General features: G+C 66.3%; 13 protein-coding genes and 1 riboswitch. Of the genes, 7 read left to right on the forward strand and 6 right to left on the reverse strand.

Going from position 1 to position 14,685, the window contains the following annotated elements:
• Window positions 1-24: 24 nt before the first annotated feature.
• On the forward strand, window positions 25-738 hold the full coding sequence (locus tag EF834_RS08160; RefSeq protein ID WP_127946752.1) for a haloacid dehalogenase type II: 714 nt from the start codon (window positions 25-27) through the stop codon (window positions 736-738).
• A 146-nt stretch (window positions 739-884) separates the two neighbouring features.
• Here EF834_RS08160 and qcrB read toward each other — a convergent pair whose 3' ends face one another.
• The 4 genes from qcrB to ctaE form a co-directional block, all read right to left on the reverse strand.
• Window positions 885-2,507 carry a cytochrome bc1 complex cytochrome b subunit gene (qcrB, locus tag EF834_RS08165; protein ID WP_127946754.1) on the reverse strand — a complete coding sequence of 541 codons (1,623 nt, stop codon included), beginning with the start codon at window positions 2,505-2,507 and terminating at the stop codon, window positions 885-887.
• Window positions 2,508-2,527: 20 nt separating this feature from the next.
• The gene (qcrA, locus tag EF834_RS08170) at window positions 2,528-3,664 is read right to left on the reverse strand and encodes a cytochrome bc1 complex Rieske iron-sulfur subunit (protein WP_127946674.1); all 1,137 of its coding nucleotides are present in this window, start codon (window positions 3,662-3,664) and stop codon (window positions 2,528-2,530) included.
• Window positions 3,661-4,524: a cytochrome bc1 complex diheme cytochrome c subunit gene (qcrC, locus tag EF834_RS08175; protein WP_206615205.1), complete on the reverse strand. Its 864-nt coding sequence runs from the start codon at window positions 4,522-4,524 to the stop codon at window positions 3,661-3,663. The genes qcrA and qcrC overlap by 4 nt, the downstream gene beginning before the upstream one ends.
• A gap of 62 nt (window positions 4,525-4,586) precedes the next feature.
• Window positions 4,587-5,198, reverse strand: coding sequence for an aa3-type cytochrome oxidase subunit III (gene ctaE / locus EF834_RS08180; RefSeq protein WP_127946675.1), 612 nt, complete (start codon window positions 5,196-5,198; stop codon window positions 4,587-4,589).
• A gap of 125 nt (window positions 5,199-5,323) precedes the next feature.
• On the opposite strand from ctaE, the gene EF834_RS08185 reads away from it, so the two are divergent.
• Complete coding sequence (locus EF834_RS08185; protein WP_206615206.1) at window positions 5,324-5,767, forward strand: hypothetical protein; 444 nt, start codon at window positions 5,324-5,326, stop codon at window positions 5,765-5,767.
• Between the two features lie 84 nt (window positions 5,768-5,851).
• Window positions 5,852-6,937, forward strand: coding sequence for an anthranilate phosphoribosyltransferase (trpD, locus tag EF834_RS08190; protein ID WP_127946676.1), 1,086 nt, complete (start codon window positions 5,852-5,854; stop codon window positions 6,935-6,937).
• Between the two features lie 66 nt (window positions 6,938-7,003).
• On the opposite strand, the gene EF834_RS08195 is transcribed toward trpD, so the two are convergent.
• The gene (locus EF834_RS08195; RefSeq protein ID WP_127946677.1) at window positions 7,004-7,279 is read right to left on the reverse strand and encodes an Lrp/AsnC family transcriptional regulator; all 276 of its coding nucleotides are present in this window, start codon (window positions 7,277-7,279) and stop codon (window positions 7,004-7,006) included.
• On the reverse strand, window positions 7,276-9,033 hold the full coding sequence (locus tag EF834_RS08200; RefSeq protein WP_127946678.1) for a DEDD exonuclease domain-containing protein: 1,758 nt from the start codon (window positions 9,031-9,033) through the stop codon (window positions 7,276-7,278). The genes EF834_RS08195 and EF834_RS08200 overlap by 4 nt, the downstream gene beginning before the upstream one ends.
• Window positions 9,034-9,460: 427 nt before the next feature.
• Window positions 9,461-9,628: riboswitch (cyclic di-AMP (ydaO/yuaA leader) on the forward strand.
• A gap of 13 nt (window positions 9,629-9,641) precedes the next feature.
• Between EF834_RS08200 and EF834_RS08205 the strand changes: the two genes are divergently transcribed.
• The 4 genes from EF834_RS08205 (at window position 9,642) to EF834_RS08220 (ending at window position 14,146) form a co-directional block, all read left to right on the forward strand.
• On the forward strand, window positions 9,642-10,265 hold the full coding sequence (locus EF834_RS08205; RefSeq protein WP_127946679.1) for a C40 family peptidase: 624 nt from the start codon (window positions 9,642-9,644) through the stop codon (window positions 10,263-10,265).
• Between the two features lie 203 nt (window positions 10,266-10,468).
• Window positions 10,469-11,494, forward strand: coding sequence for an NlpC/P60 family protein (locus tag EF834_RS08210; RefSeq protein WP_164874095.1), 1,026 nt, complete (start codon window positions 10,469-10,471; stop codon window positions 11,492-11,494).
• Window positions 11,495-11,607: 113 nt separating this feature from the next.
• Entirely contained in the window at window positions 11,608-12,975 is a 1,368-nt protein-coding gene (locus EF834_RS08215; protein ID WP_235871041.1) for a hypothetical protein, read from the forward strand.
• Between the two features lie 43 nt (window positions 12,976-13,018).
• A complete protein-coding gene (locus tag EF834_RS08220; protein ID WP_127946682.1) occupies window positions 13,019-14,146 on the forward strand; it encodes a glycosyltransferase family 4 protein in 1,128 nt (375 codons plus the stop codon).
• Window positions 14,147-14,685 lie beyond the last annotated feature (539 nt).

Here is a 14,685-nt window from a genome sequence, read left to right on the forward strand (position 1 = left end):
AGTCGCAGAGGAGAGTCAAAGGTGATCGCGGATCGGCCGGAGGCATTGCTGTTCGACGTGCAGGGCACAGCAACGGAGTTTCACGCGTCGGTGTCCGACGCACTGCGCACGATCGACGAGGGGCGCCATCCGGGAGTGTCCTGGGAGGGGGTCGTCGACCGATGGCGGGCCGCGTACTTCGTAGCGCTGGAAGAGAGTCGGCCGACTCCGGGGCAGGACTGGGGGACTGTCCACTCGGTGTACCGATCGGCGCTCGATCCTTTGCTCGCGGCTGAGGGCGTGATCGGCTGGACCGATAGCGAACGGGAGGAGGCAACCGATGCTTGGCGCAGGCTCCCGCCCTGGCCGGACACGGTCCCCGGGCTGACCCGGCTGCGGACGCGATTCACGGTCGCGACGCTGTCCAATGCCGACGTCGGCGCAGTGGTGGAGATGTCCAAGCGGGGCGGGCTGCCGTGGGATGCGGTCTTCACCGCCGAGATGGCCGGTGTCTTCAAGCCTGACCCGAGAATCTATCGCATGGCGGCCCGCTATCTCGGATTCCCACCGGCGCGAATCATGATGGTGGCCTCCCACAAGTACGATCTGCGGGCGGCGGCGCGTCTGGGTTTCCGGACGGCTTTCGTGGCCCGCCCGCTGGAGTTCGGCCCGCACGGTGTGGTCGACACGACCTACGAATCGGACTTCGACGTCAACGCCGCGGACTTCCTCGACCTTGCCGATCAACTCGGTTGTTGAAGTGCTGAAGCCCGGATGTTCATCAGGCACCGTGTTCATCAGGCACCGTGTTCTTCAGACACACCTGGTTCTCCAGGTACACCGAGAACGGGAGAGGCCCCGAACCACAATCGGTTCGGGGCCTCTCCCGTTCGAACTCTGGCGAACTAGTGCGCCTCGCCGTCGCCGGAGCCGTTTCCGCGGGCGCGGTCCTGGTACTCAGTGAGAACACGCATCTGCTCGTGCTCTGCGGCGTGCTCGGCGGCCTCGAGCGCCTGGCTCTGTTCGGCCGGGTCGGGGGTGACCCAGCTGCCCGAGCCGGGCTTGCCGGCCGAGCCGAGCCGGTTCATCTTCTTCGGGATCGGTGCACCCTGGTACTCCAGCGGGATCGGGTGGCCGTGATCGTCGACCGGTCCGAGCGGCTGGTGGATCTCGACGTACTCACCGTGCGGCAGTCGCTTGATGATGCCCGTCTCGATGCCGTGCTCGAGCACCTCACGGTCGCTGCGCTGCAGACCCAGGCAGAACCGGTAGGTGACGTAGTAGGCGATCGGAGGCAGGAGCACCATGCCGATGCGACCGATCCAGGTCATCGCGTTCAGCGAGATGTCCAGATGGTAGGCGATGATGTCGTTGATGCAGGAGAGGGTCAGTACCACGTAGAACGCGATGACCATCGCGCCGATGCCGGTGCGGACCGGGACGTCACGCGGACGCTGCAGCAGGTTGTGGTGCGCATCGTCCTTCGTGAACTTCTTCTCGATCCACGGGTACGCGATCAGCAGCGTGAACACGAGGCCCATGATCACCGCGACGGCGAACACCGCGGGGATGGTGTAGCGGTCGAACAGGTAGAACTCCCACGCCGGCCACAGGCGAGCCATGCCGTCGGTCCACATCAGGTAGAAGTCGGGCTGCACACCGGCCGACACCTGCGCCGGGTTGTACGGGCCGAGGTTCCAGATCGGGTTGATCTGCAGCAGGCCGCCCATGACGGCGACGATGCCGAAGGTGAAGGCGAAGAACGCACCACCCTTGAGGGCGAACACGGGGAGGATCCGAACCCCGACGACGTTCTGTTCCGTGCGGCCCGGTCCGGGGAACTGCGTGTGCTTCTGGTACCACACCAGCGCGAGGTGCGCGGCGATGAGGGCGAGCATAATGCCCGGGAAGAGCAGCACGTGTGCGACGTACAGGCGCGGAATGATCAGCGTGCCGGGGAAGTCTCCACCGAAGATCAGCCAGTGCATCCAGGTGCCGGCGATCGGAATACTGAGCGTGATCCCGGACAGCGCGGCTCGGAGGCCCGTACCGGAGAGCAGGTCGTCCGGCAGCGAGTAGCCGAAGAAGCCCTCGAACATCGCCAGGATCAGCAGCAGCGCGCCGATGACCCAGTTCGCCTCACGCGGACGACGGAACGCGCCGGTGAAGAAGATGCGCAGCAGGTGCACGATGATCGACGCGGCGAACAGCAGCGCGGCCCAGTGATGGACCTGTCGCACGAACAGGCCGCCGCGAACCTCGAAGGAAATGTTCAGCGTCGTCTCGTAGGCGCGGGACATCTCGATGCCGCGGAGCGGCTCGTATGCACCGTTGTAGGTGACCTCTGCCAATGAGGGGTCGAAGAACAGCGTCAGGTAGACACCCGAGATCAGCAGAATGATGAAGGTGTAGAGCGCGATCTCGCCGAGCATGAAGGACCAGTGGCTCGGAAAGACCTTGTTGATCTGGCGCTTGAGGCCGGCTGAGAGGTGATAGCGCGAGTCGACGGCTTCAGCTCGCTCCGCCATCCGGGCCTGGGTAGTAGTACTCACGGTCGACGCTCCCAAAATGCCGGGCCGAGGGCTTCGATGAAGTCACCGTTGGCGACGAGGTAGCCCTCTTCATTCACAGTAATAGGCAGCTGCGGAAGGGGACGAGCTGCTGGTCCGAAGATCGGCTTGCCGTACTGCAGCGCGTCGAACTGCGACTGATGGCACGGGCACAGGATTCTGTTGGTCTGCTGCTCGTACAGCGAGGTGGGGCAGCCGAGGTGCGTGCAGATCTTCGAGTAGGCGAAGTAGTCGCCGTAGTTGAAGCTCTCCTGGCCCTTGCGCCTGACAGCCCTGTCGGTGTCCTCGGTGCGCAGTCGGATCAGCATCACGGAGTTGCGGATACCGCGCAGTGCCTTGAACAATTCCTCGTCGTTGCCGCGCTCGGATTCACGGAACGGGAACACCGTCTCCATGGCGCCTGCGTCGAGGTCCTCGGGACGTACGAGCACGATGTCGTGCGGGCGGCCGGTGTCGCGACGCAGGTAGATCGTCTCGCCCGGGTAGTGGGGTGTCCAGCCGGACACCCACAGCGGGGAGTTGTCGCCCTGCGCCCACGGGTTCTTGATCATGCCGCCGAGGGGCAACACCGACATGATGCCGACGGCTCCACCGCCGAAGATCAGGCTGCGCTTGATCATCTTGCGGCGACCGATCGTGGACTTGTCGAGGGTGTCGCCCAGCTGGGCCCCGAGGGTCTGCTTGTCGACCTCGGCGGAACCGCCGTCGTGGCGATCCTGGATCGAGACCTCTTCGGGAATGAACTTCTTGGTGAACTTCACCGCGCCGACGCCGACACTGAGGATCGCCACACCCATCGTCAGGCCGATGAGCGGGGTGTACAGGTTGTACGCCCAGTACGTGTCCTCACCCGGTCCCGCCCACTCCCACGGCCAGAACAGGAAGATTCCGATGAAGGCGAGCGCCGAGAGCCCAGCGAGGATGAACCAGAAGGCCACCGAGCGCTCGGCGCGCTTCTCGGCCTTGGTGCCCTCGACCGGCCAGCGGTCGCGCTGGAACGCGACATCGACCCCATCGAGGTTTGTGCCGAGTTCGACGAGCTCGTCCCGGCTCATCTGAGCGAGTTCGTCGTCGGTGTACTTCTTCGGCGCATCGCCGCTGCCGGCGTCGCTCATGACCTTGCTCCGATCCACAATGCTGCACCGACGACAGCGACGATGCCGACGACCCAAGCCACGACTCCCTCGGACGACGGTCCGAGACCGCCCAGGCCATAGCCACCCGGGTCCGCGACCTCGCTCGAGTGCTTGACGTAGGCGATGATGTCCTCCTTCTCCTCGAGCGTCAGCTGACGATCGGAGAATTTGGGCATGTTCTGGGGGCCGGTGACCATGGCGGTGTAGATCTGCTGTTCGTTGGCCGGATCCAGAACGGGGGCGTACTTACCGGAGGACAGCGCGCCGCCGCGCCCGGTGAAGTTGTGGCACGAGGCGCAGTTCATGCGGAACAGCTCGCTGCCGCGCGCGATGTCGTTGCCGCGGAGCGACGACTGCGCGATCTCACCGTTCTCGTCGCGGATGACGGTCGGGCCGCCACCCTGAGACTGAACGTAGGCGCCGATGGCGTCGGTCTGCCGGGCGTCGAACTTGGCGGGCTTGCGGGAAGCCTGGGCCTCGTTGCGGACGGCCGGCATGCGGCCGGACGACACCTGGAAGTACACGGCCGCCTCGCCCACACCGATCAGGCTGGGGCCGCGATCCTGGACACCCTGCAGGTTTGCGCCGTGGCAGGTGATGCAGGAGGTGTCGTAGAGCTGCTTGCCTTCACGGATCAGTGCCGCGGAGTCTTCGTCCGCCGTGGCGACCTGCGGCGTAGGCGTGAGCGCCGACGCGAGGAATCCGGCGCTCACCAGACCCATCATGAGGATCAGCGCGCCGGTGACGCGACGGCGCAGCTTGCGCTGGCGGCGCGCCTTGGCGGCTGTGGCACGGCTGGGCATGTCACCCTCGATTGCGGGAGGGGGGGATGAACTCATCTGTATCCCTTTGGTATGTCGGGACGACTGAAGCGTCAGGGGCTGCCTGGTCGTTCAGCTGGCTAACGGATGAAATAAATCGTGGCGAACAGGCCGATCCACACGATGTCGACGAAGTGCCAGTAGTAGGAAACAACGATCGCCGCAGTGGCCTGTGCAGGCGTGAACTTGCTGACCTTGGTGCGGATGATCAAGAAGACGAACGCAATCAGACCGCCGATGACGTGCAGGCCGTGGAAGCCGGTCGTCATGTAGAAGACCGAGCCGTAGACGCTGCTCGAGATCGTGGTGCCGTCCTGCACCAGGGCGATGTACTCGTAGCCCTGGCCGAGCACGAAGAAGGTGCCCATCACGAGGGTTAGGAGGTACCACCGCCGCAGGCCGAAGACGTCACCTCGCTCCGCCGCGAAGACGCCCATCTGACAGGTGAAGGACGACGCGATCAGCACCAGCGTCACCGGCACGGCCAACGCGAGGTTGAGATGGGTCGGCTCCGGCGGCCAGTTCCCATTCGCCTGCGCCCGTGCAACGAAATACATGGCGAAGAGCCCTGCGAAGAACATGAGCTCGCTTGACAACCACACAATGGTGCCGACGCTGACCATGTTTGGCCGGTTCAGCGAGTGCACGCGCTGGGTGATTGCCGATCCTGAAGTCCCTACTGCGCTCGTCACGCACTGAAGTATGACGCCTTGTCGTAAAAGGCGGTAATCCGGGTCCTAACTCACGGCGTCGACGCACGTCAGAAGTCATTGGCCCGGGCGGGTGCGGTTCTCGGTCGACGTGACAAGGTAGACAAATGGAACTCGGGCGCCGCATGGCTCGTTGGATAGGCGGAATTCTGTCTCGGCGCGCCCCGGTGCGACTGGACCGCACCCGCCACGACCTGGTCGTGGTGGTCTCCGGCTTCGACGATGCGGAGGCGTGTTCGACGGCGCTCGAGCGTGGTACCGAGGACGACCCGGCGTGGGTCGCGGACGCTGAGGCCGTGCTCCGTCACCACCTGCGTCTGCCGGCCGAGGCGGTCCGGGGTGTAGTAGATATTGCGTCCCAGGACGGGTACGCGCCGACCGATGATCCGGAGCCTCTGGCAGACGGTGCGGTCGTCCTCCGGCTGGAGCGGGTCCAGGTGCTCGATGCCTTGCACTGTTCGCAGGAGCGCTCCCGGATGGTGGGCCTGGCGCAGCGGCACGGCGGCACGGCGCTTGGCTGGGAGGGACTGCAGCCGAACGCGGCACCCTGACTCCGGCTGGGCAGCGCGCACTAGGCTGCGGTGCAAACTAGGCTCCACCGAGCGGTCGGTGGGCGAATGGCAGAAGGGGTCGTAATGGTGCGGCGGTCGGCAGCGCAAGGCATGGAGCGAACAGGGGGCGCGACCGACCGGAGCTGGCCTGCGGTCCTCGGCGCCCTCACCGACGGCCGCGACCTCACCTCCGCCGACACAGCATGGGCCATGGACGAGATCATGTCCGACAACGCGACCTCGGCACAGATCGCGGCCTTCGGCGTCGCCCTGAAAATGAAGGGCCCGACGTCGGCCGAGTTGAGGGGCCTTGCCGACTCGATGCTCGATCACGCCCGAACGGTGCCGGTCTCGTCGGACGTGGTCGACATCGTGGGCACGGGCGGCGACCGCTCGCACACCGTCAACATTTCGACGATGGCATCCATCGTCGTGGCTGCGTCCGGGCTCCGTGTGGTCAAGCACGGCAACCGGGCGGCGTCGTCGAAGAGCGGCGGCGCCGATGTCCTCGAGGCGCTCGGTGTGCACATCAACCTCGGCGCCGAGGAGGTTGCGCGTTGCGTCGAGGAAGTCGGCATCGGCTTCTGCTTCGCCCCGGTCTTTCATCCAGCGCTTCGGTTCGCGGGAGCGCCGCGTAAGGAGATCGGTATCCCGACGGTGTTCAACGTTCTCGGGCCGCTCACCAACCCTGCGCGGCCGCGGGCGGGCCTGATCGGGTGTGCCTTCGATGACCTCATCGAGGTGATCGCGGGTGTCATGGCCGACCGTGGCAACTCCGCGCTGGTGGTCCGCGGCGATGATGGTCTCGACGAGCTGACGACGTCGACCACCTCGGTGGTGCACGTCGTTTCCGGTGGCACGGTACGCCCGCAGAAGCTGGATCCGGCCGACCTCGGCATTGCTCGGGCGCCGCTCGAGGCCCTACGCGGTGGGGACGCGGCTGACAATGCTGTCGTCGCACGCGGGATCTTCGCCGGCGACGAGGGGGCGGCGCGGGACGCGGTGTTGTTGAATGCGGCCGGTGCGATCGCAGCCTTCGACGGCCTCGAGGGCGATCTCGTGGAGTCATTGGGTGCCGGAATGGAGAAGGCCGCCCGCGCGATCGACTCGGGGGCGGCAAGCGCGCTACTCGAGCGGTGGGCGGCCCTGACCACGGAGCTGGCGGACTGACGGAGCGGACAGTCCAGGGGGAACTGGCGGCCGCCGCTCGCTGAGCTCGGCGGGTATGAGCGGTGCCTACTCGCCGATCGAGAAGGCCGCTTCGACGTCTGCGCTCGAGTAGGACTGGAACGCGATGTGAGTCGCCGTCTTGACTACACCCTGCACCCGGTTGATCCGTTCGGTGACGACCTCCGCGATCTGTGCGTGGTCACGCACCCTGACGATCGCGATCAGGTCGATGTCGCCGGCGCACGAATAAACTTCGGATACCCCGCCGAGGTCTGCCACCGCCTGTGCGGTCTCCGGGATCCGGTCGGCCTCGGCGTGGATCAGGACGATGGCGTTGATCATGTCGCTCCTTCAACGTTCTGACGTTCGTCGAACACACTAGGCGGTCGGTCGACCGGCTGGGCGGCACGGGCGAGTGTGCACCAGTTCTCCCACGCCCCCGCCCCGTGGGCGGGTTCGCGGTAACCGTGGCTGGTCTGGACGATCCGCACGCCGTCGTTGTCGAGCCACGAGGCGATGAGCCCGAGTTCCTCGGGTGAGGCGCCTCTGAGGGGGGTCGCGTCTGGGAGGGCCGTCTCGGCGGACGAGATCAGTGCCTGGACCACCGGCATAGGTGCGACTCCGCGCGGTGCGGCACCTGCGGAAGCCAGGCGTCCGGCGCGGATGACGACGAGTTCCCAGCCACCGGCACCGTCTCTGCGGGCGGCGACGAGCTCGTCGACTGCAGCGAGCGACGCGAGCCGTTGCATGCGCCGGAGCGCCAGACCGAGGACGGTGAGCCGGTCTCGTAGGCGAGCTGCACCCTCGAACAGTTCCTGCTCCGCGAGTTTGTCGATCCGGGCGCGTACGCGGCGCAGTGGCGTGTCGTCCGTGCCGCGCAGGAGCGCTCGTGCGAGCTCCGGCGCGGCCTGGTAGGCGTTCTCGTCGTCCGCGATGGCGGGACAGCCACCGATCTCCCGCGGTGGGCACTTGGGTCCGTGACGTTGCCCCTTCCCGATTCTCGAGGTGCAGGTGCGCAGCCCGCAGTACTCGGCGATCGCCAGGGCGGCCTCGACGGCGTCGGCCCGGGAGCGGAAGGGACCGAGTGAATCGGCCGTCGGAGCACGGACGACGGACAGGCGGGGGAACGCCTCAGTAGTGAGACTGATCCACCATCCACGCAGAGGGAACTTGGATCGTCGGTTGTAGGGCGGTGCGTGAGCGCTGAGCAGCCGGAGCTCCCGGACCCCTGCCTCGAGCGCGTGCGAGCACTCGACGTGGTCGATGCGGCTTGCGAGAGCAACCATCTCCTTCATCCGTGCGCGCGTCTCCGAACCGGTGAAGTAGGTGCGGACCCGGCGGCGAAGGTCGACGGCGGTGCCGACGTAGAGAACCTCGTCCGACGGGCCGCGGAAGAGATAGACGCCGGGCGTTCGGGGTAGATGGCTCGCGAGGGTGCGTTTCGCGCGCTGCTCTCTCGACACCCGCGGCAGGTAGTCGAGGAGTTCGGGCAAGCTCTGCACGCCCTGGTTACCGACCCGCCCGATGAGGGCATGGAGGACGTCGACGGTGGCTCGGGCGTCGTCGAGTGCGCGGTGGGTCGGGGTGGTGCCGGCGCCGAGTAGTGGCGCCAACACCGACAGCTTGACGGACGGGGCTTCGTCGCGGCTGAGTATCCTGCGTGCAAGTTTGACCGTGCACAGCACCTGGAAGCGGGGCCACGGGATGCCGGCGTGGGTCGCGGCCGCCTTCAGGAATCCGACGTCGAAACCGGCGTTGTGTGCGACGAGCACGCTGCCGCGCGCGAACTCGAGAAAGGTCGGTAGCACGGCGTCGATCCGGGGCGCGCCGCGCACCATTGCCGTCGTGATCCCTGTGATCTCGACGATGTGCGGCGGAATTCCCCGCCCTGGGTCGACCAGGGTGCCCAGTTCGCCGAGGATCTCCCCGCCACGGACCTTGACGGCACCGATCTCGGTGATCGCGTCGGTCACGGCGCTGCCCCCCGTGGTTTCGAGGTCGACGACCACGAAGGTGACTTCGCTCAGTGGCGCATCCAGTTCGTCGAGGGTCAGCTGACCGTCGCGGGCGCCGTCGATGGTGCGCTGTGCTCTCACGCCGTGGACAGTAGACAGGCCCACCGACAGGGTCCGCGGGGCAGTTTTCAGGGAAAAGAGACGAGCATCACACTTGTTCGATTGAGGCTCTTGGTGCGGGAGATCGATTTCGGCGTGCCGCACACACTCTGAGTTGTGGGGTCCAGAGCTGGCATCGCGGGGGCGCCTGTCGGTATCCGTTCGTGACCTGTGTCGACGTTTTCGTCCGCGGCCCCGAGTCGGGCACGTACACCAAGCGTGCGGCACGGCATCCGCGTGGTAGCGGACCGGTTGTTATCCCGTCGTGATCTCGAGTCGGGTCCCCGCACGAGTGATCCAAAACACGGGCGATCACACGAAACGCACCGGATTAGGTCGACATGACGGAGATGCTTTCGTAATCTTTTCGAGACCTAGCGAAGTCTTGTCGCTCGACCTTGGAGCGGCGTCGCTGGGTCCGCCTAATCGGACCCTCCTCGGAGGGGCGAGCCGGGAACCCACCGTTCCAGATTGGGGTGAATCCGGCCGGAGCCGCGCCCGCGGTACCGGTCGGTAGGGCTGATCTTCCCAGCCCGAACCCGTCAGCTAACCCGGCCGGCGTACGAACGGAAGAAACGGAGTTCTTTACCGTGGCGTCAAAAGCTTTCAAACGTTCAGCCCAGCGCGCAGCTGTCGCCGGCGCACTTGCCGTCGGAGCTGTCTCGGCTTCCGCGGCACCCGCACTAGCCGATACGATCAGCGTCCCCGGCGTCGGCCCGGTGGAAATCCCGGGTGTCACTCAGGAGCAGGTCGACGACGCGATCGCGACCCTCGCCCCCGCGCTCGGCCAGGGCATGGACACCGGAATTCCCGCACCAGCCCAAGCTGCCCCAGTGCCTCCGGCCCCGGCTCCGGAGGCGCCAGTCACGAGCACCGCGGTGAAGGCTGTCAAGGCAGCCGAAACCAAGCTCGGTTCCCCGTACGTTTACGGGGCAGCCGGCCCGAACGCCTTCGACTGCTCGGGCCTGGTGCAGTGGGCCTACAAGCAGGCCGGGCTGGATCTCCCGCGTACCAGCTACGACCAGGCCGCCGTGGGCGTTCCGGTCTCGCAGGCCGACCTTCAGGCCGGTGACGTGGTCTCGTTCTACGGCGGGAGCCACTCCGGCATCTACGCCGGGAACGGAAACGTCATCCACGCTTCCACGTCGGGACAGCCGGTCAAGTTGTCGCCGGTGTCGGCGATGCCGTTCGACGGTGCACGTCGCTACGTGTAATGCATAGGGTCCTTTTCGCATCAGGTGGATTCGACCTAGGCGAAGTGGCCACCAAATTCTCAGGGTAGACACGGACAAACGGGATTCCGTAACCTATTCGAGACCTTCCGGAATCCATCGCCGGCGCGATGGAGACGAATGCAGAAACGGAGAGTCACGCAGCTGTGTTCGACCGCAAGCCGTCGCTCAATACGAAGCGCTCGATGTGTACCGCCCTGGCGGCCGGAGTGCTCTCCCTGACCATCGTCGGACTGCCCGCCTCCTCTGCTGGCGCGGATCCTGTCCTGAACAATCCGACCGCCGCTTTGGAGCAGCTCGCCGAACTGTCGCGTGAGTCCGAGCAGACCACCGAGGCCCTGCACGACGCGCAGATAGAACTCGACGGCAAGCAGGCGGCGCAACGCGACGCCGAGGCTCGACTGGCCGGTGACAAAGAGGTGCTCGCGGCGGCGCAGGCGGGTATGGACCAGTTTCGCCCCGTCGTGAACAAGCTCGTAGCGGCGAACTATCAGGGTGCTCGCACCAACCGGCTGTTCGCCCTCATGGTCAGTGATTCGCCACAGCAGCTGCTCGACCAGATGACGGCGCTCGATGCGATCTCGAAAGAGACGTCGAAGGCGGTTACACACTTCAAGCAGGCCACGTCCGACGCCGAGGCGGCCGCTGAAGCGTCACGGAAATCCGCGGATGCGGCACGCGCGGCCACCGAAGAAGCCAAGCGCGTCAGCGACGAACTGCAGTACAAGCAGAGCGAACTACAGACCCAGATCGACTCGGTCATGCAGGCGTTCGACCGGCTCACCGATGCCGAGCGCGCGCAGCTGGCGGGCACGACCTTCCCACCAGGGGTCGACGCCGAACGCATCCTTGCGAACCTCCCCCCGGGATCGGGGTCCGAGGCCCTGCAGGCTGGATTGACGCAGGTAGGCAAGCCCTACAGCTGGGGGGCGACGGGGCCGGACGCCTACGACTGTTCGGGCCTGGTGGTGTGGTCCTACCAGCAGATCGGCAAGACCCTGCCGCGGTCCAGTCAGGCACAGGTGCAAAGCGGCGTCCCCGTGGACAAGAGCGACCTTCAGCCCGGCGACGTCGTAGCCTTCTACGAGGACGCGTCCCATGTCGGCATCTACGCCGGCGACGGCTACGTCTTGCACGCGTCGACGTACGGCACGCCGGTCAAGGTGGCTCCCATGGCAGCGATGCCGTTCTACGGCGCGCGTCGCTACTGACCCCGGCACAAGACCCAGGCGTTCGTCCGATGCGCCGTCGGTGAATGGGTCGGATACACCCGATCCCTGGGTCTCGGGCCGATTGGGCGTGATCGGCTCCTACACTGTCGGACGTGTCGGCCGAGCATCACTCTCCGAGTCCCGCGCCGAAGCGGCGCGTGCGACGGTGGGAATGGGCGGGCCTCGCGGGTCTCGCTGTCGCGGTGGCGCTCGTGCTCTCGCTGACCGCGTTCGACCACCGGGGCGACGAGTCGCCGGGTCGCGGCGCCACGGCGGTTGGCAACCCGTACGAGGACGGTCGGCGCGACTCCGCTCAGAAACTCCTCGACCAGTGGGCCCGTGCGGTGCGCTCCGGTGACACCGCGGCCCTGACGGACCTCTTCGATCCCGCGGCCGCACCGGGCTTTCTGGACGCGGAGATCCGGCGCGCGAACCACGCCGCCCAGGTTCCGTTCTCCGACTTCGGGTACGACATCGGATTCGAACCCGAACAACCCGTCCCTCCCGAGGTGGCCGACGAACTCGGGGCATCCGATGTATGGGCGCCGGCGGTGTACCTCCGGTATGCGATCGCCGGCGCGGACACTGAGCCGACGCGCAAGCCGGTGGCGCTCGTCCTGGCGCGGCGCGGGGAAACGTGGAAGTTGGTCAGCGATTCCGGTCTTCCCGGTTCCGAGCGCGAAACCTGGCGAGGACCTTGGGATTTCGGGCCGATCATCGCACGTGAGGTGCCGGGTGCGGACGGGCGGTCGTCGATCGTCCTCGGTCATCCAACGCAATCGGCGATGGTGGACCTGCTTGCCGGTGAACTCGCTGACGCGGTCGACCAGGTCAGCCAGGTATGGGGTGAGGACTGGCCGCGCCGCGCCGTGGTGTTCGTCGCAGCATCCGAGGCGGAGTTCGAGTCGCTCGTCGGAACGTCCTACAGCGGCTCGGACGTCGCGGCGGTGTCGGTGTCGGACGCCGTCGATCATCGGTCAGGGACGGTGTCCGGGCAGCGGATCGTGTTCAGCCCGGAGGCGGCCGATCGCCTCACCGACCTCACCCGAGTCGCCGTCCTGCGGCATGAACTGACCCACGTCGCTGCACGCGTGGTCACCGAAGACGGATCACCGATGTGGATTCTCGAGGGCTACGCCGACTACGTCGGCTACCGCGGTATCGAGTCCACCTTCGGGGCTGTCGCGCCGACCCTTGCCGCGGCGGTGGCCGCAGGAGCGCCACCGACGTCATTTCCCACGGACAAGGACTTCCATGCTGGTGGTGACATCGCCCGCCGAGCCTACGAATCTGCCTGGTCTCTGGCGATTTTCGTCGCGAGCGAGTACGGGGAGGCCCGACTGGGCGAGCTGTACCGTGACCTCGCACGGGGCGAGATGACCGCGACCCAGTTCGACGACCGGATCTACCACGTGCTCGGTATCAGCGCCGAGGAACTGGTTCATTCGTGGAGCACGTGGGTCAGCAAGCAGGTTGCGTGACCCTGGCTCGAGGTTCGGGGGCCTCGGCGAATACGGTGGATGCATGCGTCGAACCCTGTTGGTGACGAACGATTTTCCCCCACGACCTGGTGGGATCCAGTCATACCTGCACACCTTCGCCGCCCAGCTCCCGGCAGAGGAGCTAGTGGTCTACGCCCCCCGCTGGCGCGGTGACAGCCACGTCCGGTTCGATGCCGATCAGCCCTACGACGTCGTGCGGCATCCCACGACGCTGATGGTGCCCACTCCGTTCGTTGCGCGACGCGCGGCGAAGCTGGTCGAGAAGTACGAATGCACCGCGGTGTGGTTCGGGGCCGCGGCCCCGCTCGCCCTGCTCGCCCCGACACTTCGCAGGGCTGGGGCGCAAAGGGTGATCGCGTCGACCCACGGTCACGAGGTCGGGTGGTCGATGATCCCCGGTGCGCGACAGGCGCTGCGCCGGATCGGCGACTACACCGACACGATCACATATGTCAGCAAGTACACCCGGGGGCGCTTCGCGTCGGCATTCGGTGCCGATGCGGCACTCGAACACCTGCCGCCGGGCGTCGACACGGACGTGTTCCGTCCAGATCTGTCCGCACGGGCGGAACTGCGGGCCCGCTATGGGCTCGGGAATCGCCCGACGATCCTGTGCCTGTCGCGCCTGGTGCCCCGGAAGGGGCAGGATCAGCTGATCCGCGCGTTGCCGATAATCCGTCGGAGCATCGACGGAGCAGTCCTGGTGATCGTGGGTGGCGGCCCCTTCGCTGAACGCTTGCGCGCACTCGCCGGCGAGTGCGGGGTGGCCGAGCACGTCGTCTTCACCGGTGGTGTTCCCGCCGCCGAACTGGCCGCGCACCATACGATCGCGGACGTCTTCGCGATGCCGTCCCGCACGCGAGGTGCGGGACTGGACGTCGAAGGGCTCGGCATCGTCTACCTCGAGGCGTCCGCGACAGGTGTTCCGGTCGTCGCAGGCCGATCTGGGGGAGCCCCCGAGACGGTCATCGAGCATGAGACCGGGCTCGTGGTGGACGGCACCTCGGTGGGGGATGTGGCGCGCTCGGTGATCACCGTGCTCTCGGATCCCGACCGCGCCGTCGCGATGGGTGCGGCGGGCCGCGAGTGGGTCAAGGCCGAGTGGCAATGGGATGTTCTCGCCGGAAAGCTGCAGTCGCTACTCGCCTAGGTTCCCGTTTCCTGAATCTTCTCCGTAACCCCTGCGCGCGTCGCCGGCAGCACCCTGGACAGCCACACCCCGCTACGCCGACCTCGGAATCCGACCAACTTGCGAAATGATTCGCGACGCCGCAGGGCAACCTGCATAGAAATTTTCGCCCGTAAGTGGCATTGGTTCGTCCTCCGTTCACGGCAATGCTGCCCGTGTCGTAGCAGCGGGAGGGGGATCCGACCGTAGAACGAGTTGGACACGTGACCAAGTTCGCGTTTAACAACCCTTTAGAAAGGTATGACTCACGTGATAGACATCATGCGCATCGCATGAAGTGAGCCAACCCGCTCTTCGGTTCTGGGGGGTCGGGTTGGCCACCGCGGTGGCGACAACCTGTATTCGGATCGGCACACGAAACACCGTTCCGGGACCGCCAAATCCCTGATTGGGATTCGACGAAAGCTGGGGATATCAGATGAACAAGCAGACCAAGGGCGCGATCGCTGCGGGTGCGGCGGCACTTCTGCTCGCCGGTGGGGCGGGCACCATGGCGGCGT

This window comes from Rhodococcus spongiicola, assembly GCF_004011835.1.
In the GTDB taxonomy this organism is placed as follows: Bacteria; Actinomycetota; Actinomycetes; order Mycobacteriales; family Mycobacteriaceae; genus Prescottella; species Prescottella spongiicola.